This window comes from Micromonospora sp. IBSANI012 (genome assembly GCF_052814045.1).
Map to the genome: position 1 here is coordinate 2,700,787 of NZ_CP199933.1, position 24,302 is coordinate 2,725,088.

Genomic DNA, 24,302 nt, shown 5'->3' on the forward strand with positions numbered 1-24,302 from the left:
CATCTCGAGCCGGAAGACAAACCGCATGTGGGGCGGTTGGTCGACCGGGTGTACCTGGAGGCGGTGTGCATTCGGTGGAAGTCGCGCAGGTCATTGACGATTCGGCGGTCCCAGCCGGCGCGGTGGCGCCAGCAGGACATTCTGTTGCGCCAACGCGGACCGGCTGGCAGTCCCGTTATGTCGCCACCCTGTGCGTGGTCGACCTTATGGTCGGGCTGGGGTCGGCGGTCGCGGCCCTGGGCCTGCGATTCGGCCCGGCCACGGCCGACTCGTACAACCGTGGCCATCTCTGGCTTACTTGTGGTCTGCCGTTCGCCTGGATGGTGGCTCTCACCCTCAACCGAGCGTATGAATCACGCCATCTTTTCGTCGGAAACGACGAGTACGCTCGGGTATTCCGAGCCGGTCTCGGCTTTACCGCTGCCTTGGCCGTCGCTTCTTTCGCATTCGATTTCCGGCTCGCCAGGGGCTACCTGATCATCGCGATGCCGTTGGTCGTCGTCGCCGGCGTCGCGATGCGGTACCTGGTCCGTCGGCACCTGCACCGCTCGTGGGGACGCGGCGAACGGCTGCACCGGGTGATTCTGGTCGGGCACGAGCTCGCCGTGGGCGAGATGACCAAGCGGTTGCGCCGCGAGCGCTACCACGGACTGGGCGTGGTCGGCGCCTGCCTGCCGTACCCCGCCGCCGAGTCCGTCACCGGAGGCGGGGCAGGTCCACTGCCGCCGATCCTCGGCACGTTCGAGGACGTGGCGACCTCCGTCGCACGTGCGGGCGCGGACACCGTCCTCGTGCTCTCCTGCCCGGAGATGGCCGGAGCCGCGCTGCGCCGGTTGGGCTGGCAACTCGAACGCGACGACGTCGACCTCATCGTCGCCAGCAATCTCGTGGATGTGGCCGGCGACCGCACCACCGTCCGACCGGTGGACGGGCTGCCGATGCTGCACGTCGAGCACCCTCGTCTCAAGGGCGGCCGGCGCGTCGTCAAGGCCGTCTTCGACCGGTTGTCGGCGCTCCTGTTGTTGATTCTCGCCGCCCCGCTGCTGCTGGCGATCGCCCTGATGGTCTGGATGAGCCCGGGTGCCGGTGGCCCCGCCATCTTCCGTCAGGTGCGGGTCGGCAAGAACGGCCGGCCGTTCATCATCTACAAGTTCCGGACGATGTTCGTGGACGCGGAAGAGCGCCTGGCGGAGTTGCTTGATGGCAACGAGAGCGACGGCGAGTTGTTCAAGATGCGTCACGACCCACGGGTAACGCCGGTCGGGCGATGGCTGCGCCGGCTGTCGCTGGACGAGATCCCGCAGCTTGTCAACGTGCTCAAGGGCGACATGTCGCTGGTCGGACCTCGGCCGCCGCTACCCCGCGAGGTCGCCAACTACCCGTCGGACATGCGCCGGCGCCTGGTGGTCAAGCCGGGGCTGACCGGGCTGTGGCAGGTCTCCGGCCGGTCCGACCTGTCGTGGGAGGAGTCCATCCGGCTCGACCTCTCGTACGTGGAGAACTGGTCGCTGACCATGGACCTGGCGATCCTGGTCCGCACGCTGAGCGCCGTCATCCGAAGCTCCGGCGCCTACTGACAGCGCTGCCCCCTGCCATCGCACAACTGGCGCAAGCGCCGTTGGCAGCGTCATGATCCGTCGGGAGGAAGCCATGGACACCGGGTTCACCGAAGCGGTGGATGCCACTGCCCCCAAACTCACCGTCATCGGCACCGGCTACCTGGGGGCCACCCACGCGGTGTGTATGGCCGTGCTCGGCTACCAGGTTCTCGGCGTCGACATCGACCCGCACAAGATCGAGCGCCTGGCCGCGGGCGACATGCCGTTCTTCGAACCCGGGCTGCCCGAGTTGCTGGTCAAGGCGTTGGACTCGGGGCGGCTGACCTTCACCACCTCCCTGGACGAGGCGGCCGACTTCGGTGACGTCCACTTCCTCTGCGTGGGGACCCCGCAGCTGGCTGGTTCGTATGCGGCTGACCTGCGACATGTTGAGGCTGCGGTGACCACATTGGCCCGTAGCGTCCGGCGACGTGCGCTGATCGTCGGTAAGTCAACAGTCCCGGTCGGCACCGCGGCCCGCCTCGCCGATCTGATGCGTGCCGTCTCGCCGGCCGGTGACAGCGTGGAGCTGGCGTGGAACCCCGAGTTCCTCCGCGAGGGCTTCGCCGTCGACGACACGATGCGTCCGGACCGGTTGGTGTTCGGCGTCTCCTCGCGGTGGGCCGAGCAACGGTTGCGCGAGGTGTTCGCTCCGGTGATCGATCAGGGCAGCCCGGTGCTGGTGACGGATCCGCGGACCGCGGAGCTGGTCAAGGTCGCGGCGAACGGCTTCCTGGCGACGAAGATCTCGTACATCAATGCCATGGCCGAGGTGTGCGAGGCCAGTGGCGCAGACGTCCATGACCTGGCCGCGGCGCTGGGACTCGACGATCGGATCGGCAGGCGGTTCCTGCGGCCCGGGCTGGGCTTCGGTGGCGGGTGCCTGCCCAAGGACATCCGTGCCTTCATGCATCGGGCCGAGGAGCTCGGCGTGGGGCAGGCGGTGACGTTCCTCCGGGAGGTGGACGGCATCAACCAGCGCCGCCGGGGGCGCATGGTGGATCTGGTACGCGAGCTTGCCGGCGGGGATCTTCGCGGGGTCCGAGTGGCGGCCCTGGGCGCGGCGTTCAAGCCGAATTCCGACGACATCCGGGATTCGCCCGCTCTCGATGTCGCGAGTGCCCTGCACCAGGCGGGGGCACGGGTGCGGGTCTTCGATCCGGTTGCCATAGACAATGCTCGCCGGGCATGTCCGGCGCTCGAATACGGTGACAGCGCTTTTGATGTGGCAACGGGTGCGGACGTGGTGGTGCTGCTGACCGAGTGGACGCAGTTCCGGGAGATCGACCCGGCGGCGCTGCGTACGGTGGTGGCGAAGCCGCGCATCGTCGACGGCCGGCACGCCCTGGACCCGGCCCGATGGCGCGAGGCGGGCTGGGAGTACCGGGCCCTTGGCCGTCCGTGACGCTCCGGAGCGTGCCGACGGCTGGGCCCGGTCATCCGAACAGTGCCGGCGGGCCGCCATGGGTCCACATGTGGAGACGGCTAACCGACACCGGCCGCGGTTCACCTTTCCTTCGGGAACGGGCACGATGAAACGCGGCGCAAACGGCGTTGTCCTGGGAAAGGCGACTGATGCAGATCTCCGTTGTCCGTCCGGGTGAGCTCGGCGCCGCCGAGGTCGCCGAATGGCGGCAGATGCAGGAGTCGCAGCCGAGGCTGCAGAATCCCTTCCTCGCCCCGGAATTCACCCTCGCGGTCGGTCGTAGCCGCCCCACCGCCCGGGTAGCCGTGCTGCAGGACGGCCCGGAGATCGTCGCCTTCTTCCCCTACGAGGTGAGGCATCGGGTCATCGGAGTGCCCATCGGCTTCGGCATCTCCGACTGTCAGGGCCTGGTGCACCGGCCCGGCCTGGACTGGGATCCGATCCGGCTGTTGAAGGCCTGCGGTCTGGCCGTGTGGGAGTTTGATCATTTGATGGCTGACCAGTCACCCTTCGCGCCATACCAGGCTCGGGTGGCCAAGTCCCCCATCATGGATCTGTCGAAGGGCTACCAGAGCTACGTCGACGACCGGACGACCGATGGGAATCTGATCCGGCAGGCGCTGCGCAAGCAGCGCCGCATGGTGCGCGAGCTCGGCGAGGAGCGGTTCGAGTGGGAGGACCGCACCGAGGGCGCGATGCTCGCGCTCCAGCGCTGGAAGTCGGCCCAGTATCGCCGGACGCAGCAGTACGACCGGTTCCGGACGCCGTGGATACAGGCAGTGCTGGAGGAGTTGCGCCAGTCGTCCGCGGCCGACTGCCGCGCCGTGGTTTCCACGCTCTACGCGGGAGACCAGCCCGTGGCCGCCCATCTGGGACTCCGGAGCCGGTCGGTGCTCGCCTACTGGTTCCCCTCGTACGACGTCGACCTCGCGCGGCATTCGGCCGGTATCCTGCTCTGCCTGCGCATGGCGGAGGCCGGTGCGGCCGACGGGATCGAGCACATCGATCTTGGCAAGTCCGAGGCGCTCTACAAGAACCGGCTGGCGAATGACGAGTTGCCGGTGGCCGAGGGGCGCGTCGGCCGGTCGTGGGCGGTGGCCAGCGCCCGGCGGGCACAATCCGCGCTGACGCGCTCCGTGCGCACCGGCGCCGTCGGTGATCGACTCCGCAGCGGCGGGACGGGCCGACTCCTTCGCGGTCTTCGCGCACGTCTGCACGAGCGGTGACAGGCGGCATTTCACGGCTGGGAGCACCAGATGAGCGTTTCCGAGGTAAGGGTTGCCGTCGCTGTGGTGACCTACAACAGCGAGCAGTTGCTGCCCGATCTCCTTGCGGCACTGGGCCCGGGCCTGGGCGCGTTGTCCTGGCACCTGACGGTCGCCGACAACGCGTCCGCCGATGGCACCGTTGCCACCCTGGGCCGCCTGGCTCCCGAAGCGACCGTGGTCGAGATGGGGCGCAACGCGGGCTACGCCGCCGGTATCAACGCCGCGGTGGCCGCCGCGCCGCCGCACTCCGCGGTGCTCGTGCTCAACCCCGACGTCCGGCTCAGGCCGGGCTGCGCCGCGACCTTGCTGGCCGCTCTCGGCACGAGCGGCACCGGCATCGCGGTGCCGCACATCGTGGACGGTGCCGGTGCACTCATCCCGACGCTGCGCCGCGAACCCACCATCCTCCGTGCCCTCGGGGACGCCGTTCTCGGGGCACGGAGAGCCGGCCGCTACGCCATCCTCGGCGAGGTGGTGACCGACGACCGCCGGTACACCCGCGAAACGGTCACCGACTGGGCCGAGGGTTCCACGATGCTGATCAGCCGAGAGTGTTGGCAGCAGTGTGGACCGTGGGACGAATCCTTCTTCCTCTACTCGGAGGAGACCGACTTCGCCCTGCGGGCCCGGGACGCGGGCTTCGTCACGCGCTTCGTCCCCGACGCCCGTGCCGTGCATCTGGAGGGCGATTCCCGGCACTCGCCGAAGCTGTGGGCGCTGCTCACCCTCAATCGCGTACGCCTCTATCGTCGCCGACACGGCCTGGCGCGTACCGCCGCCTACTGGTTCGTGCTCCTGGGTCGGGAAGCCAGCCGCGCCCTCCTTGGCAGGCAGACCAGCAGAGCAGCAGCGCGTGACCTGCTGAGGCCCGCGAAGATACGGGAGGTGCCGGGACCCGCGACGGTGCACTCCGCGGCGTGACGCCTGCTATCTCCAGCGCTTGGCCATGCCCACCAACTCGCCCCGAACCCGTTGCGGCCAGCCTCGGCTGGCCCCGACGGCCGCACGCAACGAGGCGGGCGTGTCGTCACGGCGGACGCTGAACCTCGGCTGCAGCCACGCCTCTCGCCTGGCCGGCCGGCGGTCACTGGTGAAGACCCCGGTGTAGCCCAGCCGCCGGAGCTCGCCGAGCGCCCTCCGGTCGTACTGTCCGAGCGGGCAGGCGGCCGTCGTGATGTCCTGCTGGATCACCTCGACGAGGCGGTCACGGGCCGCCACGAGCTCGTCGTAGGTCGTCTGCTCGTCCATCCCGCACCACGAGCGGTGGTGCATTCCGTGGGTACCGATCGTCATGCCATGACCCTGCAGTTCCCGTACGTCGTCCTCGTCGAGGCTGCCGGCCGTCCCGAGCCGCCCCGCCAGGACGAAGAACTCGGCCGACAGGTTGCGTGCGGTGAGGCCGGGTAGCCCGATCCGCACGTCGGAGAGATTGCCGTCGTCGAAGCTGATCCGCACCGACGGCCAGCTCGCCAGCTCGTCCAGGATGGCGTGGAACTGATCCCGGTGGATCCAGTAGCGCTCCTCGCCGGGCTCGAGTTCCCGGCGCGGCTCCCCGATGCCGTGGAAACAGATGTTGATGCTGGTACCGGTTGCCACGTGCCTACCGTTGGACTCGGGCATGCGTCTCTTCCTGTCGGGATGAGTCGTCGCGCGCCCAACCGGCGGCGCCGTCGCGGTCGCGCCGGGCGGACAGCGCGGCGAGGACCGTGATCGCCACATAGCAGAGCGCGGCCGGGGCGAGCCAGGGCCGGGGGAGGACGACGTCGCGAAGCCAGGACAGGCGGGCCGCCGGGCGGACGGTGGCGTCGACCTGGCCCTGGTCGGCCGCGGCACGCATGGCCGAGTTGCCCCCGCGTACCCGGCTCAGCCGGCGGACCAGGTCCCGGGTGCGCCGCGGGGTCGCCACCCGCGAGCTCACTGTTTCGACCTGCCGCTTCTCGCTCGCGCCGAACATCGAATCGAGGAAGAGGTCGTCCGCCACCAGGGCCGGGAACCGACCAAAACGACGTCGCCCGGCTTCGGAGAGTCCGATCACGCCGCGCCCGAAGAGACCGTGGCGGAAGACCGGTAGCTGACGGTGGATGCCGAAGTAGGCGCGCACCAGCATCGGCCGGCCGGTCAGGTCCAGGTCCCGGCGCACCGTCGCGGCCAGGTGGGGCCCGTCGAGCGCCGCGGCGATCGCCCGGACCCCCTGCGTGGAGAGCACCACGTCGGCGTCGAGATAGATCCGGGGGAATCCCCGCGCAGCCTCGTCTCCCGCATTGAGGGCGGCCGGCTTGCCCGCCTCGGCGAGTTCGATGACCCGTACCCCCGGCCGCGCCGCGGCGATGGCGGCGGTCTCGTCGGTGCAGCCGTTGGCCACGACGGTGACATCGAACTCGCCGGACGCGGCCTCGGCCAGCAGGGCGTCGAGGCAGCGGCCGATGACGGCGCGCTCGTTGTGGGCGGCGATGACGATGCTGGTCACGGCGCCGTGACCCGCGCCTCGGTCGCCGCCGACGGGGGGCGCCCAGCCAGCGCGGCGTCGCCCGCCAGAGGAGTGGCCATGTCGGCCGCCTGAGGAGTGGCCATGTCGGCCGCCGCGTCGGCGGGGGAGGCGGGCGCGGAGACGCCGTGGGCCAGTCGCTTGGCGAGGAGCCGCCGCCACACCGCGACGTAGGCATCGGCCTGGTGCTCCCAGGCGAGGCTCTCCCGGAAGCGGGCCACGCCGACGGCCCCCATCTGCGCCCGGCGCGCGGGATCGTCCAGCAGTTCGTCGATGGCCTCGGCGAATTCCTCCGGTGCGCCGGAGGGGACGTAGGCACCGGCCTCGCCCACGCTGCGGCGCGTCTCGAGGAGGTCCACCGCCACGACCGGCACGCCGCGGCCGAGATACTCGACGGTCTTGGCCATGGTGGAAAGCTGGTTCATGCGGGTCGGCAGGTCGGGCTGGATCGCCACCGTCGCGGTGCGAAGCAGTCCGTCGACGGCCTGGCCGTCGAGCCACCCGGTGAACTCCACGACGTCCGTCAGCCCCCGGTCCGCAACGAGCGTGGTCAGGGCCGGCATGCTCTCACCGTCGCCGGCGAGCACCATGCGCCACCCGGTACGCCCGCGCCGCCGGGTCAACTGCTCGGCGGCCAGCACCGCTCCCTCCACGTTGTCCTGCGGGCCGAAGACGCCGAGATACACCACCTTGTGATCGGCCTCTCGGGCATCCACCGGGTCGGTCGTCTCGCTCGGCTCGGCTATCTCCCCCCGAGTCGGACCGTTGCGGACCACCGTCACCCGTTCCGGCGCGACGCCCCGACGTACCGCGTTGTCCTTGAACGACTCGTTGGTGGCCACCACCTCGGTGGCTGTCCGCAGGGTCAGCCACTCGAAGGCGCGGAGGACCTGGAAGGCCCACTTGTTCGGGGTGCCGACGCGGGACGCGTAGATCTCGGGGCAGAGGTCGTGGTGGTCGAAGACCCACGGGCGGCCCAATGCCCGCAGCAGCAGCGCCAGCGGCCAGTAGACGTCGGGCGGGTTGCACACCTGCACGGCGTGGGCCCGTCCACTGAACACCTCGACCAGTAGCCGCACGGCGATGCAGAGAAACGACCAGGCGAACTCGACGCAGTACGAAAGTACACCGTGGCCGTAGACGAAAATCGGATACGGACGTAGCCGGGTGTTTCGACTGCCCGGCAAAGTGTGCAGGCTTTTGTCGCCGCGCGGCGCGATGACGGTGACGTCAAAGCCGTTCGCCTCCAGGCTCAGGCATTCCCTGATTACTCGACGATCGCGCTCGGCGGGAAGGTTGGCTACGAGGATGGCGATTTGGGGCCGGGAATTATTCACGTCCGGGGTCACCTCGGTTCGCGTTCGAGCTGATTCCCTGCGTACCCTCCCCGGCGCTGATTGATTAATCAATCAACCGTTGGGGTGTCGGCGTGTCGGGTTGTCTACAAAAGGCTCATCGAATGATCTCGCTCTTTAGCGGTGGCCTGCGGTTACGCCCACACGCGCCGCGCGGACGGGCGGCTACCGAGCCAGGTGAACGTGCCGGGGTTGCCGTCGCTTCCCGCGGCGGCCGAGGAGCTCGTCGGTCCACAGGGTCACCGCCAGGGTCACGATGGCGCCGAGGAGCCCGGCCCCGGCCAGGGCCCGCGACGGTGAGTGCGGCTGCAACGTCGCACTCGGCGGAACGAGGACCGCGGTGGTGATGCGCAGTTGCTGAGCCACCTTCCACCGGTCCTGCAGGCTCTTGAGTTCCTGCTCGAAGGCGTCGCTGAGGATGGCGAGCGCGCGCAGTCCACTCTCCTCGTCGGACGCGATCGTCGTCACGGTCATCGAGCCGATCACGTACCGAGGCTCCTGGTTGGTGCCGGTGTTGCGGGGCTGGAAAGCGTAGTTGCCGGTCACCCCCGCCGCCCGCAAGCGGGCCTTCGCATCGGGCGTGCTCAGCCGCCTCGCCACCGCCGCCCCGGTGATCGAGATCGACGGGTAGAGCCCGGTCATCGGGTTGGGTGCGTACGACGATACCGGCGGCTGCATCACGACGACCTCGGAGGCGAGGTAGCGAGGCGTGATCTGCGTGGCGCCCAGACCGGCCACCACGGTGACTACCATGCCGGCGACGACGAGATACCACCGTCGACGCAGCGTCGCGAAAAGATCGGGCAAATACACGCCTTCGTGTCCTTTCTGGTCCGCTCGCCGCTTATGCTGTGTGGTGGCTCAGGCGTGGAGGATGCCACGAAGCATGGACGAATGCAGCAAGCAACTCGACCGGATCGGCCGTAGCCCTCGTGCCTACGGTCCATATAGCTTGACTTCGACCTTGGCGCCGAATCGTCCGCGGTGTCGTGGGCAGCTCATTCATTGTGGCGACGACTGACGTCCTAGAGAAGTTGGAGGGGCGTCGTGGACCTAGGCGAGATTCTCTCGGTGGCTCGCGCCCGCTGGTACATCCTCCTGCCGATGATGCTCCTGGCGGTAGGGCTCAGCGTCGGTGCCTTCGTGCTGGTGCCGACCTCGTACCAGTCGACCACCACCGTCAGCCTGCTCAGCTCGCCGGCCGCGACCGACGCCGCCACGCCGGGCGAGAACAACGACAACCCGTTCCTCAACTTCAACGGTTCCCTCGTCGCCACCGCCGACTTCCTCGGTCGCAGCCTGCAGTCCACGGGCGCCCAGGCGGAGCTGCTCGGAATGGGGGTGACCGAGGACTTCGAGGTCGGGCTGGCCGAGGGAGCGCAGGGTCCGTTCCTGACCTTCACCGTCACGGGCACGGATCAGGCCAACCTGCTCGCATCGACCGCGACGATCGCGCGGTACGCCGAGGCCAAGCTCACGGAGATCCAGGCGGAGAACGGCGTCAAGTCGCAGGACATGGTGCGAATGACGGAGATCATCCCGCCGCAGAAGCCGGAACCGCAGCTCAAGGACAAACTCAAGGTGGTGATCGCGGCCGGCGGCGGCACCACCGCGCTCGCCCTGCTGCTGACCTTCGTGGTGGAGAGCCTGGCGCGGTCCCGCCGGCGACGTCAGGACCTGGCCACCGCCGCCGCGGCGCCCGCCGCCGAAGGCTCCGCCAGTGTGCCCGGCCGACCGGCACCGGCACCGCATCCGCAGCAGCCGCCGAACCTCGTGCGGGACGACCGTGCCGCCCAGAGCAAGCCCGCTGTGGTCAACAACGGCATCGAGGGTCGCGGCCACACCGGCGGATCCGACGAGACGGTGATCCTCCGCCTGCCGCCCGGGAAGGGCCCGGCCCCGAGGCCGGAGAGCACGGCGTGGAAGTCCTCGTCGCCGGGCGCGTCGTCCACCACGTACCGGTCCGCCGAAAGGTCCCACCCCAGAGGGCAGAATGTCGACCGGCTTAACGGAAGCTAGCCGCCACCCTGCGGTCCCGGCACCGCGGCGAGCCAGCCGCGTCTACCTGTCCCAGCAGCGGATTGCCGGCCTGGGACCGCATTCGCTGCTCACCCTCTACGTCATTCTGTTGATGCTCGTGCCGTCCCGGTTGGTGTTCCCGGGCATCGGGGCGACCGGGACGGTGGCGAACCTGTTCGTTCTCGTCGGCCTGGTGTGGTTCCTGGCCAGTTGGCTGGTGCGGCAGGCCCGGCCGGCGCCGTTCACCCGGGCGCCCCGTCTCGCTCTCTTCGGGGTCGCGGTGGCCGTGTTGCTCAGCTACATCGCCGCCGCTCGACGGGACGCGGAGCCGCTGGAGGTGAGCGCAGCCGATCGGGGACTGGTACAGCTCCTGGTGTGGACGTCCATCGTGCTCCTCGCGACATCGATTCGGAACTACGACCAGCTCGACCGGCTGATGCGGGTCTTCGTGCGGTGCTGCACCGTCATCGCGGTCGTCGCCTTGGGCGAGTTCGTGCTGGGGACGAGCCTGACCGCCTGGATCCAGATCCCGGGGATGTCGAGCGGCGCCCAGGAACTGGTCACCAGGGGCGCCTTCGTCCGGCCCACCGCGACCGCCGCGAACACCCTCGAACTCGCCACCGTCATGGCTCTGGCACTGCCGTTCGCTCTCCAGCAGGCGTTCCACGGCGGAGAGCGCCGGGCGCTTTCGCGCTGGCTCCCGGTCATGCTGATCGCCATGGGCGCCATCACCACCGTCTCCCGGACATCCGTCGTAGGTCTGGTCGTGGTGATGCTCGTGCTCCTGCCGACCTGGAACGCGCGACGGATCGGGTGGACGCTCGCCACCGTGCTGCCGTCGCTGGCCGTGGCCAGACTGGCGATGCCCGGCCTCGCTGTGACGATCATCGGCCTCTTCACCGCGTTGTTGAACGGCGGTGACAACAGCACCCAGTCCCGCACCGCGACGAGCGAGGGCGTCAACGGCTACATTGCCGAGCGGCCCTGGACCGGCCGGGGATTCGGCACCTTCCTGCCGTTGATGTACCGCTACACCGACAACCAGTATCTCCTCGCCCTGCTGGAGGTGGGCGTGGTCGGCGTGGTGAGCATCGTTCTCGTCTACGTCACCATGCTGCACTGCGGCGGCGCCGGCCGGCGACGGTTCACCGATCCGGCCCGCCGGGAGACCGGCCAGGCCTTCGTAGCTGTCGGATTCGTGATGCTGGTGGTGACCTTCACCTTCGACACGCTTAGCTTCCCGATGGTGGCCGGGACGACCTTCCTGTTCCTCGGTCTTTCGGGCGCGTACCTCGGCATCGCCCGCACCGAGGAGCTCCAGAGGGGAGATCCCGCTCCGTGACGGATCTGAATCAGAAGGTCGCTGCGGCGACCCGATGGAGCATGATCAACACCATCGTGCGTCGAGTTGGCACTTTCGCGACCGGCGTCGTGCTGGCGCGGCTCTTCTTCGGGCCGTACGAGTGGGGGCTCTACGCCGTCGGGTTGCTGGTCCTGGCGATGCTGCTCTCCCTGAACGAGATGGGCGTCAGCCTGGCCCTCGTGCGCTGGGACGGCGACATCAGGCGGTTCGCGCCGACCGTCCTGACGTTGTCGACCCTCTCCAGCAGCGCCTTCTATCTCCTGCTCTTCGTCACGGCGCCGACGGTGGCGCGCCTGCTGGGGTCGCCCGAGGCGACGGCGATGCTGCGGCTGCTCTGCCTCACCGTGGTCATCGACGGCATCGCCTGTGTGCCGATCGGCAAGCTGAACCGCGAGTTCCAGCAGTTCAGGCGCACCGTTGTCGACATCGCCAACTTCCTCGTGAACACTGTCGTCACGTTCGCCCTGGCCGCCACCGGAATGGGGGCGATGGCCTTCGCGTGGGGCTCGCTCGCGGGCAACATCGTGGCGCTGGTCGGGTTCGCGCTCTGCGCCCCGGACATGCTGAGGTTCGGCTGGGACCGGACCCAGGCCGTGCGGCTGCTGCGGTTCGGGCTTCCCCTGGCCTCCGCGAGTCTGCTCACCCTCGGCATCGTCAACGTCGACTCGGTCGTCGTCAGCTCGGTGCTCGGTCCGGCCGCGCTCGGCCTGTACGCGATGGCGTTCAACATGTCGAGCTGGCCGGTCCGGATCGTGTCGGACACCGTGCGCCGGGTGTCCTACGCCGGCTTCTCCCGCCTCGCGGACTCTCCGGAGGCGTTCGCCGCCAGCTTCCAGCGGGCGCTGGCCGTGGTGCTGGCCGCCGCGGTGCCGTTCTGCGTGCTGCTGGGGGTGCTCGCCGACCCGGTCATCCGGCTGGTGTACGGCGACCAGTGGGCCGGGGCGGCCGTGTCCCTGCAGTTCCTGGCGGCGCTGGGCCTGATCCGGGTCGCCGTCGACCTGGCGTACGACTGCCTGGCCACCCGCCTGCGCAAGACCCTGATGGTGATGCAGGCCTGGTGGCTGTTCAGCCTCACGCCGGTGCTCCTGCTGTTCGCCCACTCGTTCGGTATCGCGGGCGTGGCCGCCGGGCAGGTGGTGGTTGCCGGTCTGCTCGTCGCGCCGGTCTTCGTCGTGGTGCTGTCCCGGTTGGGCATCCTACCCGCGCTGATGCTGCGCGCCTGCGTCCGGCCGGTGCTCGGCGGGGTGATGATGGGCGCCCTGGCCTGGGGGATGCACCTCGTCCTCGGTGGTGGCTTCCTCTCGCTGGCGGTCATCGGGTTGGTCGCCCTGTCGGTGTATCTGCCCTTCGTCCTGCCTCTGCTGCGGAAAGGCTGGGCGGACCGGTCGCAACCCGGCCGCGAGGCGGACCGTGACGGTGAGCAGCCGCTGGCAACGGTCGCAACGAGTTGAGTGGAGACTCATAGATGGGTTGGGTGAAGCGGCGCCTGCGCGCCAACTTTGGCTGGCTGCCCCTCGAGGAGCTGCGCAACAAGGTACTGCTCGGTCACACCGCGGTCGGGCTCTACCGGTTCGAACGGTCCGAGATCGCCCGGCTGCTGGCCACGCTGCCCGGCGGCGTCAAGCCTCGTGCCCTGGTGGCGACGATCGTGTTGACGTACAAGCGGCCGGACGGATTGCGGCGGGCGGTCGAGTCGGTGCTGGCGCAGACCGTGACCGACCATGTCGTCATCGTGGTCGACGACGGCGGCGGTCAGCTCCTCGAACTGCCGGCCGACCCCCGTCTGCACGTGGTCAGCCTGCGCCGCAACATCAACGTGCTGGGGATCAGCCGTAACATCGGGATGGGTCTGACGGATTCCCAATTCGTGGCATTCCTCGACGACGACAACGTCTGGCACCCGCATCATCTGCAGACTGCGCTCGCGCGACTGCAGGGCGACGACCCGTCGCGCCAGCGGCCGGACGGGGTCTACACCGCGATGCGCCGGGTGACGCCGGACGGGCGGCAACGGGACGTCCTCTCCGTGCCGTTCGACCGCAAGCTCGCCTGGGAGAGGTGCTTCCTGGATTCCAACCCCTTCGTGGCGAGACGGTCGTCCGACCTGGTGTTCAGCCGGCTGCGCCGCAGTTCGACGGTGGCGCCGAAGGAGGACTGGGAGTTGATCTACCGGTTCAGCCGACGGCACCGGGTGGAGCACATTCCCGAGCCGACGGTCGACTACGTGATCAACCCGAACAGCTACTGGACGGCCTGGGAACTGACGTAGTTCGGTTCGGCGCGGCACCGCCCCGCCGGAAGGAGGTCGAGAGTCGATGCCCGGCAAGAGGCGCAGCGCCGTCCGGCGTTGGCCGATCCTGGCCGTGGCCGGCACGCTCCTGGTCGGTATCGCCGTGGCGGTGGTGGCCCTGGACCGCGATGCGGCTGACCGCACCGGCTGCGCGACCCCGGCGGAGTGCGCCGCGGCGACCGCTGCCGCCGGGGCCACGCCCGCCCCGACCACCACCGCCGAGGCGACCCCCGCCCCGACCGCCACCGCGACGGGCGCCGCACCTGCCTCCACCGCGCCGCGGGCCGCGGACCCCACCGGTGGTGGCCGGTATCCCGCCCGCTTCTCGGTCGGCGCGCCGGGCGTCGGGCCCTACCGGCAGTCGGACAGCCAGCTGCCCGTGCCGCGCGGCTACCGGGTGTATGAACCGCACGACCAGGCCAGCAAGGAGTGGGACCTGTACGACTGCGCGGGCACGGTCAATCTCGACCGGATCTACTTCCGCGCCTTCATCTACATCGGCACGGACTGCCACGGCACGGTCAACATCACGAACTCGATCATCGCTCCTCCGCCGGGCTCGGCCAACCGGGCCATCCTGGTCAACGCCAACTCGGCCGGCCGCCTCACCCTGAACATCAGCAACACGACCATCCGGCCGGAGCCGGTCGGCAGCGGGCAACAGAACGCCGCGCTGACCGATCACGCGATCAACGACTGTGCCACCTGCACGATCCGGATCAGCGGTGTGGATGTGGCGAACAGCGGCGGCATGTGCCTGTGCGGAGCGAACGTCACCATCGAGCGGAGCTGGCTCCACGACAACTACATCGCCCACCTCGCCGACCCGTCGCGGGCGCACACCGGCGGCGTCTTCCCGTACGGCGGCAGTGGGCCGGTGACGATCAGCAACAGCCGCCTCGAGCCGGGGGTCGACGCCTTCACCGGAAAGGAGGTGCCGGGCTACTGGAAGGCGATAACCGCGGTATTGTTCACGCAGAGTCAGGGCGGCTCCACCTTGCGCAATTACCTGGTGCGCGACAGCTTCATCTCGCTCGGTGCATTCGGCCTGTACGCCCAGGACGGAATCGGCCTGCGGCTCCACGACAATGTCTTCGGTCCGACGCACTGGGAACACGCCAGTCAGTGCCGATCGGAGTGCAAGGCCAGGTTCGCGCAATGGTCCAACAATGTGGTGGGTTCGATCGACGGAACGCCCTCGGATGAGGCCGTGCCACGACCGTCGTGATCGGACCCGCCCGGTCGGCGATGCGCGTCGAGCCGAATGGCTGCGCGGCGGGAACGATCGTCGGCCTGCGCGCGGCGAGAGACTGTCCGATCGGTGCGAGTAGCCGACACCTGCAGATCTGGTATCTCCCTGGCGTGCACGTACTCTCAATACCGTCCGGCGGCCATTCTTCTGAAGCAGGCGAAACGTATGAGGTCTCGGGTGTTTCGGGCCGCCGTGGTGGCGGCCATGGGAGCAGCATTGGTGCTGATTCCCGCGTCAGCGAGTTCCGCCGTGTCCGATCCTTGTGGCACCGGCTCCAACCCCATTGTCTGTGAAAACTCCAAACCGGGCACGCCGCGCGACGACTGGTACGGCGAAAGCGCCTGGGGCGATATCGAGGGATTCGCCACCCGGATGAGCGTGCAGCCGGGCGAGACGCTCCAGTTGAAGGTGCAGTCCCCGACCACCTTCGACGTCGACGTCTACCGGCTCGGCTACTACGGCGGTGACGGTGCTCGGCGGATGCCGACCTCACCGGCGAGCAGTTTCCCCGCCCGGACCCAGCCGGCGTGCCTGCACGACGCGGGCACCGGCCTGGTGGACTGCGGCAACTGGACGACCAACGTGACCTGGACCGTGCCGTCCGACGCGGTCTCCGGGGTCTATCTCGCGACGCTCGACCAGCCGAACGGCGCCGGCTTCGCGCACGTGCCGTTCGTCGTCGCGGACGCGTCGAACCACTCCGACATCCTGGTGCAGACCTCGGACCAGACCTGGCAGGCGTACAACGACTGGGGCGGCCAGGACTTCTACGGTGGGGGCGGGCCGGCGTACGACGGCCGGGCCTACAAGGTGAGCTACAACCGTCCCATGCGGATCGCCGGCGACAACGGCGTTCTCTCGGCCGAGTACCCGATGATCTACTGGCTTGAGCGCAACGGGTACGACGTCAGTTACGCCTCGAGCATCGACGTGAGCACCAAGCCGTCGAGCCTGCTCGACCACAAGGTCTTCATGTCCTCCGGGCATGACGAGTACTGGAACCAGGCCCAGTGGAACAACGTGGTCGCCGCCCGCGAGGCCGGCGTCAACCTGGCCTTCTTCAGCGGCAACGAGATCTTCTGGCGCACCCGGCTGGAGCCCTCCGTCGCCGGCGGCGGCGACAACCGCACCCTCGTCTGCTACAAGATGACCAAGATGCGGCAGAACCCGCCGAACGGGATCGCGGACCCGAGCGGGCAGTGGACCGGCACCTGGGTCGACTCGGTGGGTGCCGGCTCCGGCGGTGCCACCCCGCCCAACCAGCTCACCGGGACCATCTTCACCGTCAACGGCTACCGCAATGACGCGATCACCGTCCCGGCCGCGTACCGGAACCTCCGCCTGTGGCGGAACATCCCGTCCATCAACAACCTGGCACCCGGGCAGGTGGCCACGTTCCCCGTCGGCACGCTCGGCTACGAGTGGGACTCCGACGTCGAGAACTCGGTCCGCCCGCCGGGCGCGGTTTCCTTCTCCTCGACGACGCTCGCCATCACCGACGGCAACTTGCTGTTGGACGAAGGGAACAACTACGGGAACGGCACGGCCACGCACAGCCTGGTGGCCTATCGCGACCAGTCCTCCCGGGCCCTGGTCTTCGGCGCCGGCACTGTGCAGTGGTCGTGGGGGCTCAGCAGCCTGCACACAATGCTGCCCAGCACCGAGGATCAGCGCATGCAGCAGGCGACCGTCAACCTGCTCGCCGACATGGATGCCCAGCCGCTGACCCGGCAGGCCAACCTGGTCGCCGCCACCAGGTCCACCGACACCACGGGACCGGCGGTGACCATGACCGCGCCGGCGGCCGGTAGCACCCTGGCGGTCCTGACGCCGGTGACCGTCACCGGGACTGCGACGGAGGTCGGCGGCGGCCAGCTGGGCCGCGTGGAGGTCTCCACGGACGGCGGCAACACCTGGGCGGCGGCCACCGGGCAGGGGAACTGGTCCTACACCTGGACCCCGAGCGTCCAGGGCCCCGCGCAGATCAAGGTGCGGGCCTCCGACGACAGCCTCAACATCGGGGCGGTCACCACCCGGAGCGTGACCGTCGGACCGCAGCAGTGCCCCTGCACGGCCTTTCCGGCCACCGCCGTGCCGACCGGAATCGACTCCTTCGACGCCTCACCGAACGAGCTCGGGGTGAAGTTCCGGGTCGGCGCGCCAAGCCTGGTCACCGGCGTCAAGTTCTACAAGGCCGGCACCAACACCGGCACGCACGTCGGGAAGCTGTGGACCGCGTCGGGCCAACTGCTCGCATCCGGTACGTTCACCAACGAAACCGCGAGCGGTTGGCAGACGCTGACCTTCGCCAATCCCGTGCCGGTCGCCGCCAACACCACCTATGTGGCGTCGTACTTCACGCCCACCGGGCACTACTCGTACACCAGCAACTACTTCGCCAACCAGGGCGCGGGGCTGTCGGCCGTACGGCTGCTGCAGTCGGGGGTGGACGGCGCGAACGGCGTCTACCGGTACGGCTCGAGCGGGGGCTTCCCGAACCTGAGCTGGAACAACACGAACTACTGGGTCGACGTCCTCGTCGACACGGTGGGGGCGGAGACCGAGCCACCGACGATCACCGCGAAGACCCCCGCAGCGGGCGCGTCCGATGTCGGGCTCAATGCCACGCCGACCGCGACCTTCAGCCACGACGTCGACCCGCAGAGCATCGAGTACTCGCTCACCTCGAGCGGCGGTTCCGTCCCGGCCGGCTTCCGCTACGACAACGCCACGCGCAAGCTGACCATCCAGCCGCAGCACGCCCTGACCCCGTCGACGACCTACACCGCCTCGGTGCGGGCGACCGACGCGTGGGGCAACACGATGGCGGCGCCGTACACCTGGACCTTCACCACCGGCACGTCGGTCAGCTGCCCCTGCTCGGTCTGGAACGACTCCGTGGTACCGGCGATCCCCAACGCCGCCGAGGTGAACTCCCTGGAGCTGGGCATGCGGTTCACCTCGGCACTCGACGGCTACGTGACGGGCGTGCGGTTCTACAAGGGCAGCGCCAACACCGGCACGCACACCGGCGCCTTCTGGTCGAACACCGGCGCGCAACTCGCCACCGGGACCTTCACGAACGAGAGCAGCAGCGGCTGGCAGACGCTGCTGTTCGACCAGCCGGTCGCCATCACGGCCAACACACCGTACGTGGTCTCGTACCACACGGAGGTGGGTCGCTACGCCTATACGGGCAACCAGTTCACCCAACCGACGGTTTCCTACCCGCTGACGGCGGTGGCCGACTCACCGAACGGCGGGAACGGCCTCTTCCGAGCCAGCTCCGGTGTCGCCTTCCCGACCTCCTCCTGGAATGCGGCGAACTACTGGGTTGATGTGGTTTTCACGACGACTCCGTGAACGGCCGCGGGCCCGCGCCGGTACCGGTGCGGGCCCGCGGCACCGGGCGCGGACGGGCCAACGAAAGGGTGTCAGTGAGTACGGTCAGTGTGGTTATTCCGTGCTACCGGTACGGGGACTATCTCCAGGCATGCGTGAGCAGTGTGCTCGACAACCAGCCTGACGTCGACGTACGCGTGCTCATCATCGATGACGCCTCGCCGGACGCGTCAGCAGAGAAGGCGCGTGCCATCGCGGCGGCGGACCCACGGGTCGAGGTCCGGGTCCACGAGACCAACCGTGGCCACATCGCCACCTACAACGAGGGCCTGCTGGAGTGGGCCGACGGCGACTACACCGTGCTGCTCTCCGCCGACGACCTCCTGACGCCGGGCGCACTGACCCGGGCGGCAGGCGTGCTGGACGCCAACCCGAACGTCGGCTTCGTCTACGGGCACCCGGTGCATTTCACCCACCCCGGTCCGCCGCCGCCGGCCCGCACCCGCGACCTGGGCCACACCGTCTGGCCCGGGCACTGGTGGCTGGAGCGACGGTTCCGCGAGGCCACCGGCTGCATCACCTCGCCGGAGGTCGTGGTGCGTACGGATCTGCAGCGCAAGGTGGGGGGCTACGATCCCGAACTGCCGCACGCCGGCGACATCGAGATGTGGATGCGGCTGGCCGCGCACGCCGACGTCGGCTATGTGCGCGGGGCGGACCAGGCGTACTACCGCCTGCACGGCGCGAACATGTCGCAGACGGACTACGCCGGCCAACTGGACGACCTGCGCCAGCGTAGGACCGCGTACGACGCGGTGGTGCGGCGCTGCGGCGATCTGCTGCCCGGCGCCGACCGGCTCGACGCGATGGTGCGCCGGCGCCTCGCCCGCCACGCCCTGCGGCGCGCGGTGCGGGCCTACGACCGGGGGCGCACCGCGAGCGTGCCCGAGGGTGAGCTGATCGCGTTCGCCGCGGAGTGCTGGCCGGAGTACCGCGCGCTGCCGGAGTACCGCGGCCTGCGCATCCGGAAGCGGATCGGGCCGACGGTGATGCCGTACCTTCAGCCGCTGGTGCTCACCGCGGTCGCCGCCAAGGGCCGGGAGTGGCTCTGGTGGCAGTCCTGGAAGCGGCGCGGCATCTGACGGACCACCCCCGGTCCGGGCGGCGCTACCGTCCGGGCCGGCGCGGCGGCACCACCGTCGTGGTGACGACCTTCGTCTTGACGGCGTGCTCGGCCGGCACCGATCGGACGATCACCGCGCCGGAGGCGACCACCACCCCGTCACCCAGGACGACGTTCGGCTCGATGAAGATGCCGGTGCCGAGCCGCACCCGGTCGCCCACCGTCACCTTGCCCGACGAGACACAGGACGGGCCGGTCGCGTTGTCGGAGCCGATCCGACTGTGGTGGTCGAACGAGTTGTAGGCGGAGAGGAAGTTGTTGTCTCCCATCCGCACACCGGTGCCGAGGTGCGCGAAGGCGCAGATGATGTTCCCCTGCCCGAGGACCACGTCGGTAGCGATCTTGGCGGTGGGATCGATGGCGTTCGCCAGGGGGATCCCGGCCTGCGCGCACATCTCGCGGAAGCGGCGTCGGGTCTCCACGGAGGTGCCGATCGCGATGATCGCGGCGTCGTAGGCATCCTCGGCGAAGAGCGCGACGAGGCGATCCGTTCCGCCGACGATCGGCACGCCGTGCACGTCGGCACCCCACCGCTGCGGGTCGTCGTCCACAATGGCGACGGACCGCTGCGTCGCGGATCCGGCCAGGATGTCGATGACCTGGGTGGCGCCCAGCGCCCCGCCGATGAGCAGGATGCGCTGCACCCCGGGCTCGGCCGCCAGCGGCGCCGGGAGGGCGTCGTAGCCGACGCCGGCCTCGCGGGCGGCCGCCTCCACGTCCTTGACGGTGATCAGCCGTCCCAGCTGGAGGGTAGCCAGGTCGACGCCCAGCTCCGCGGCCCGCTGCACGGCCTTGACGCTCGCCCGGACGGGTGCCGGCGCCTCAGCCGCGGCCGCCGCTCGCGTCTCGCGCTCCCGCACGTACTCGGCGAGGTCGGCCGACGTCTCGAAGAGCATGGCGATCGGCTCGGAGAGGGGGACCTCCCGCAGTCGCTCGGCCAGCTGCAGGACGATGCCGGCCTCGGGAGCGACGACCTCGAGCACCGCCTTGCTGGTCTCGACCTCGGCAAGCAGGGTGTCCGCTTCCACCTTGGCTCCGTCGTCGACGAACCATGCCACGAGCACGCCGTGCTCACTGTTGACGTCGCTGGTGGGTACGATTACCGGCTTCACACTCTCTCCTTAGCGGGCCCTGGCTCAGCCGGCCGCGGCGCGCAGAGCCGCCTCGATCTGGCCCGCGCCGACCAGGACCCGGCTCTCCTTGGCCTTGGCTGACGGGATGACGGTGGGCTCGCTGGCCACGACGTCGACGGGGGAACGCAGCTCCCGGAACAGCCGGCGGGAAATCGTCGCGGCGGCCTCGGTGCCCCACGACCAACCGCCGCTGCCCTCTTCCACGGTGACGAGCCGTCCGGTGACGCCGACGGAGCGCTCGACCGGCGCCCAGTCCATCGGAGCGAGCTGAGCCGGCACCAGCAGCTCGACGAAGATCTCTTCCTCGACGGCGAGCCGTTCGACCACCTTCGCGGCGAGCATGGCCTGGTATCCATAGGCCAGGATCGTCACCGCACAATCCTCGCGGGGCACCGCGGAGAGGCACACCGTCGGCAGCATGCCGGGACTGGCGTCCTGCGTCGCCAGCAGGTCTCCCCACCGACCGTTCCGGGGCACGGTCAGGTGCTGCGGGTAGAGCAGCTTGTGCTCCACGTAGAGGACCGGGCTGTCCTGGGTGAGGAACTCATCGAAGACCGTCCGGGGATCGTGCACCAGCGACGCGGCGACCACCCGCAGATGCGGCACGCCGAGGAAGTGCTTCTCCAGGCTCTGGCTGTGCGTCGGACCGTATCCCCGGTGGCCGCCGGAGGGGGCGCGCACGATTACCGGGCAGGTCGCCTGGTCGGCGTACATCGCCTGGTATTTGGCGATGTGGTTGACGACCTGATCGAAGACGAGGGTGAGGAAGTCACCGAACATGATCTCGGCGATGGGCCGGTAGCCGGCCAGCGCCAGCCCGGCGGAGATCCCGGCGATCGCTCCCTCGCTGATCGGCGTCGTGCGGACGCGGTCGGGAAAGGCGGTGGAAAGCCCTCGCGTCACCTTGAACGCTCCGCCGTACGGGTCGGCGATGTCCTCGCCGAGCACGAGCACCCGGGGGTCGGCGGTGAGGCAGGTACGGAGCGTCTCGTTCAGCTCCTTGGCGAAGATCACGGCAGCGCCCTCGCCGTCGCGACCACCTGTGCCAGCGCGGACTCCACCTCGCCGTCGACGATCCGCCGTTCGTCGTCGCCGAGCCGGCGACCGTGGACCAGCAACGGCTCGACGGCCCACCGGGTGGCGATCTCCTCGGCGGGGCGTTCGTCGTCGCTCTTGGAGTGGTGGCACAGCCGGTAGGTGTGGATCAGCAGGACCCGGGGACCGGCTCCGCCGCGTACCGCGTCGACTTCCGCCCCGGCGGCCTCGCGCAACTCCATCACGTCGGTGCTGTCGACCTCGCGTACCGGAATGCCGAAGGCCTCGAACCTGCCCGGCATGCTGCCCGCGAGGTTGGTCCCGATCGGCGTGCTCTGCGCCCACCGATTGTCCTCGCAGACCACGAGGAGCGGCAGCCGCCAGAGCGCGGCGATGTTCAACGTCTCGTAGAGCAACCCCTCGCCCAGGGTGCCGTCGCCGATGAACACGACGCTCACCCGGCGGCCGCCGTCCAGTTGGCCGGCGAGGGCGATCCCCGCGGCGGCCGGCACGATGCCGCCCTGGACGCCGTTGGACTTGAATCCGGGCGCGCAGATGTGCTGGCTACCGCCGATACCTCGACAGACACCGGCTTCCTTGCCCATGATCTCGGCGAGCAGCCCCAGGGCGTCGCCGGTGCGGGCGAGGTAGTGACCGTGACACCGGTGATTGCTGAACACGTGGTCCTCCTCGACCAGGTGCTCCATCACCGCTACGGCGTCGGCCTCCTGACCGATACACGCGTGTGTCGTGCCATTCAGGACGCCCTCTTCAAAGAGCGAGAGCAGTGTTTCCTCGAAGCGGCGGATAAAACGCATGCGCCGGTAGAGCCGACGCTCGTCGGATTCGCCGGGCAAGCCGGTGAGCCGTTCGTCGATAGGACCCGGGACGTACGGGGAGGTGGTGCGATCAGCGCCAGCCGCCGGCCAGAGATCAGGTTCGGCCAGCTTCACGCCGCGCCACGTGGTTGCCGTCGACACTGTCCGCCTTCCTTTTTCAGCACTGCACGCTCCGTGCCATGGTCCGCAATGACCCGGGCCTGCCGCGGCCACGTTACCGGGCTTCGTCTTGGAGAAGGAGAAACCTTTATCCATCCCCTGTCGACGTGGATCGAGGTAATCCGTCTGAATGGACAGCTGCCCCTGGCCGTGCGGCGGCTCCAGCGTGTCGCCGTCGCTGGCACACTAACCCAGTCAGTACGGTATGGGCGTGACGAAAACGGTTCTGCCGGATACCCGTCAGGACCCAGCCGTCGAATGCCCCACTTGGTAGCTTGCCTGCCAGTTGGGCGGTGCCGAAACGGATCCGCACCGATCGCCATCCGCACCGACCGTTCGCCGACCGAGGCTGTGGGCCGTCCGGCCACCGTTGGGTTCCGCCCGGTCGCTGATCGACCCCTGCTCGCCGCGATCGCGGCAGATGGAGTAGCGCCAGATGATTCCACTCGTCGACCTGCGGGCCGCCCATGCCGAAGTGGCCGAGGATGTCAGCACCGGCTTCAAGCGCGTCATCGAGAACACGGCCTTCGTCGGAGGCGAGGAGGTCGCGGCCTTCGAGCGGGAGTTCGCCGCGTACTCGGGCGTCCAGCACTGCGTCGGTGTCGCCAACGGCACGGACGCGGTCGAACTCGCCCTGCGGGCAGCCGGAGTGCGGGCCGGCGACGAGGTGGCGCTTCCGGCCAACACGTTCGTCGCGACCGCCGAGGCCGTGGCCCGGGTCGGTGCGCGTGTCGTCCTCGTCGACATCGACCCGGCGACCTACCTCATCGACGTCGACGCGGCCCTGGCCGCCGTCGGCCCGGCCACCCGAGCGGTGGTCCCCGTCCACCTCTACGGGCAGCTCGCCCCGGTGGACCGGCTGCGCGCCGGACTCGCCGGCCGCGGCGTCGCGACCGTGGAAGACGCCGCGCAGTGCCAGGGTGCCACCCGCAACGGTGCCGGTGCCGGCGCCGGGGGTGTCGCGGCCACCAGCTTCTACCCCGGCAAGAACCTGGGGGCGTACGGCGATGCCGGAGCGGTGCTGACGGACGATCCCGGCCTCGCCACGGTGGTACGTACGCTCGGCAGCCACGGTGGCCTGGTGAAGTACGTCCACGAGATGATCGGGGTCAACAGCCGGCTCGACGCGCTGCAGGCGGTGGTGCTGCGGGCCAAGCTGACCCGCCTGGCCGCGTGGAACGACGCCCGGCGCGCCGCCGCCGCCCGCTACGACGAACTGCTTGCGCCCCTCGAGGTGACGCGTCCGGTCGTCCTCGCCGGGAACGAGCACGTGTGGCACCTCTACGTGGTGCGGATCCCCGGGGGTGCCGGGCGCCGCGACGAGGTCCTGCGGCGGCTGAACGAGGCCGGCGTCGGCGCCGGCATCCATTACCCCTGTCCGATCCACCTGACGCCGGCGTTCGCGGACCTGCCGTACGGCCCTGGCAGCTTCCCGCACGCCGAGCGGGCCGCCACAGAGATCCTGTCGCTGCCGCTGTTCCCGCAGATCACCGCCGACCAGCAGGCAACCGTCGCGCTCGAGCTCGCCGCCGCGCTGCGGTCAGTGGCATAGCTC

At 69.5% G+C, this 24,302-nt stretch carries 19 protein-coding genes; 12 read left to right on the top strand and 7 right to left on the bottom strand.

Annotated elements, in window-relative coordinates; all coding sequences use genetic code 11:
• Window positions 1–74 precede the first annotated feature (74 nt).
• The 4 genes from ACTWM8_RS12420 (at window position 75) to ACTWM8_RS12435 (ending at window position 5,213) form a co-directional block, all read left to right on the top strand.
• Window positions 75–1,577, top strand: coding sequence for a sugar transferase (locus tag ACTWM8_RS12420; RefSeq protein WP_446213936.1), 1,503 nt, complete (start codon window positions 75–77; stop codon window positions 1,575–1,577).
• Between the two features lie 73 nt (window positions 1,578–1,650).
• Complete coding sequence (locus tag ACTWM8_RS12425) at window positions 1,651–3,003, top strand: UDP-glucose dehydrogenase family protein (protein WP_446213937.1); 1,353 nt, start codon at window positions 1,651–1,653, stop codon at window positions 3,001–3,003.
• A gap of 170 nt (window positions 3,004–3,173) precedes the next feature.
• Window positions 3,174–4,250, top strand: a complete 1,077-nt coding sequence (locus tag ACTWM8_RS12430; RefSeq protein ID WP_446213938.1) for a GNAT family N-acetyltransferase — start codon at window positions 3,174–3,176, stop codon at window positions 4,248–4,250.
• Window positions 4,251–4,280: 30 nt separating this feature from the next.
• A complete protein-coding gene (locus ACTWM8_RS12435) occupies window positions 4,281–5,213 on the top strand; it encodes a glycosyltransferase family 2 protein (protein ID WP_446213939.1) in 933 nt (310 codons plus the stop codon).
• A 6-nt stretch (window positions 5,214–5,219) separates the two neighbouring features.
• On the opposite strand, the gene ACTWM8_RS12440 is transcribed toward ACTWM8_RS12435, so the two are convergent.
• The 4 genes from ACTWM8_RS12440 to ACTWM8_RS12455 all read right to left on the bottom strand — a co-directional run bounded on the left by ACTWM8_RS12440 (window position 5,220) and on the right by ACTWM8_RS12455 (window position 8,945).
• Window positions 5,220–5,912 (bottom strand): polysaccharide deacetylase family protein, encoded by a 693-nt coding sequence (locus tag ACTWM8_RS12440; protein ID WP_446213940.1) that lies wholly within the window; start codon window positions 5,910–5,912, stop codon window positions 5,220–5,222.
• Entirely contained in the window at window positions 5,893–6,759 is an 867-nt protein-coding gene (locus ACTWM8_RS12445; RefSeq protein ID WP_446213941.1) for a glycosyltransferase, read from the bottom strand. The genes ACTWM8_RS12440 and ACTWM8_RS12445 overlap by 20 nt, the downstream gene beginning before the upstream one ends.
• Window positions 6,756–8,126 carry a glycosyltransferase family 4 protein gene (locus ACTWM8_RS12450; RefSeq protein ID WP_446213942.1) on the bottom strand — a complete coding sequence of 457 codons (1,371 nt, stop codon included), beginning with the start codon at window positions 8,124–8,126 and terminating at the stop codon, window positions 6,756–6,758. Before ACTWM8_RS12450 ends, ACTWM8_RS12445 begins: the two co-directional genes overlap by 4 nt.
• Before the next feature lie 171 nt (window positions 8,127–8,297).
• Window positions 8,298–8,945 (bottom strand): hypothetical protein, encoded by a 648-nt coding sequence (locus ACTWM8_RS12455; RefSeq protein ID WP_446213943.1) that lies wholly within the window; start codon window positions 8,943–8,945, stop codon window positions 8,298–8,300.
• Window positions 8,946–9,236: 291 nt separating this feature from the next.
• Between ACTWM8_RS12455 and ACTWM8_RS12460 the strand changes: the two genes are divergently transcribed.
• The 7 genes from ACTWM8_RS12460 to ACTWM8_RS12490 all read left to right on the top strand — a co-directional run bounded on the left by ACTWM8_RS12460 (window position 9,237) and on the right by ACTWM8_RS12490 (window position 19,540).
• Complete coding sequence (locus ACTWM8_RS12460) at window positions 9,237–10,151, top strand: hypothetical protein (protein ID WP_446213944.1); 915 nt, start codon at window positions 9,237–9,239, stop codon at window positions 10,149–10,151.
• Between the two features lie 112 nt (window positions 10,152–10,263).
• Window positions 10,264–11,493, top strand: a complete 1,230-nt coding sequence (locus ACTWM8_RS12465) for an O-antigen ligase family protein (RefSeq protein ID WP_446213945.1) — start codon at window positions 10,264–10,266, stop codon at window positions 11,491–11,493.
• Entirely contained in the window at window positions 11,490–12,965 is a 1,476-nt protein-coding gene (locus ACTWM8_RS12470; RefSeq protein ID WP_446213946.1) for an oligosaccharide flippase family protein, read from the top strand. The genes ACTWM8_RS12465 and ACTWM8_RS12470 overlap by 4 nt, the downstream gene beginning before the upstream one ends.
• A gap of 14 nt (window positions 12,966–12,979) precedes the next feature.
• Complete coding sequence (locus tag ACTWM8_RS12475; RefSeq protein ID WP_446213947.1) at window positions 12,980–13,783, top strand: glycosyltransferase family 2 protein; 804 nt, start codon at window positions 12,980–12,982, stop codon at window positions 13,781–13,783.
• 46 nt (window positions 13,784–13,829) lie between these two features.
• A complete protein-coding gene (locus ACTWM8_RS12480) occupies window positions 13,830–15,032 on the top strand; it encodes a hypothetical protein (protein ID WP_446213948.1) in 1,203 nt (400 codons plus the stop codon).
• 201 nt (window positions 15,033–15,233) lie between these two features.
• The gene (locus ACTWM8_RS12485) at window positions 15,234–18,419 is read left to right on the top strand and encodes a DUF4082 domain-containing protein (RefSeq protein ID WP_446213949.1); all 3,186 of its coding nucleotides are present in this window, start codon (window positions 15,234–15,236) and stop codon (window positions 18,417–18,419) included.
• 134 nt (window positions 18,420–18,553) lie between these two features.
• Complete coding sequence (locus ACTWM8_RS12490; RefSeq protein WP_446213950.1) at window positions 18,554–19,540, top strand: glycosyltransferase; 987 nt, start codon at window positions 18,554–18,556, stop codon at window positions 19,538–19,540.
• Window positions 19,541–19,565: 25 nt separating this feature from the next.
• Here the strand turns inward: ACTWM8_RS12490 and ACTWM8_RS12495 are convergent, their stop codons facing one another.
• The 3 genes from ACTWM8_RS12495 to ACTWM8_RS12505 are packed head-to-tail and all read right to left on the bottom strand — an operon-like array spanning window position 19,566 to window position 22,702.
• Window positions 19,566–20,693, bottom strand: a complete 1,128-nt coding sequence (locus tag ACTWM8_RS12495) for a biotin/lipoyl-containing protein (RefSeq protein ID WP_446213951.1) — start codon at window positions 20,691–20,693, stop codon at window positions 19,566–19,568.
• A gap of 24 nt (window positions 20,694–20,717) precedes the next feature.
• A complete protein-coding gene (locus ACTWM8_RS12500; RefSeq protein WP_446213952.1) occupies window positions 20,718–21,728 on the bottom strand; it encodes an alpha-ketoacid dehydrogenase subunit beta in 1,011 nt (336 codons plus the stop codon).
• Window positions 21,725–22,702, bottom strand: a complete 978-nt coding sequence (locus ACTWM8_RS12505) for a thiamine pyrophosphate-dependent dehydrogenase E1 component subunit alpha (protein ID WP_446213953.1) — start codon at window positions 22,700–22,702, stop codon at window positions 21,725–21,727. Before ACTWM8_RS12505 ends, ACTWM8_RS12500 begins: the two co-directional genes overlap by 4 nt.
• Before the next feature lie 481 nt (window positions 22,703–23,183).
• On the opposite strand from ACTWM8_RS12505, the gene ACTWM8_RS12510 reads away from it, so the two are divergent.
• Window positions 23,184–24,299: a DegT/DnrJ/EryC1/StrS family aminotransferase gene (locus ACTWM8_RS12510; protein ID WP_446213954.1), complete on the top strand. Its 1,116-nt coding sequence runs from the start codon at window positions 23,184–23,186 to the stop codon at window positions 24,297–24,299.
• Window positions 24,300–24,302: the final 3 nt, after the last annotated feature.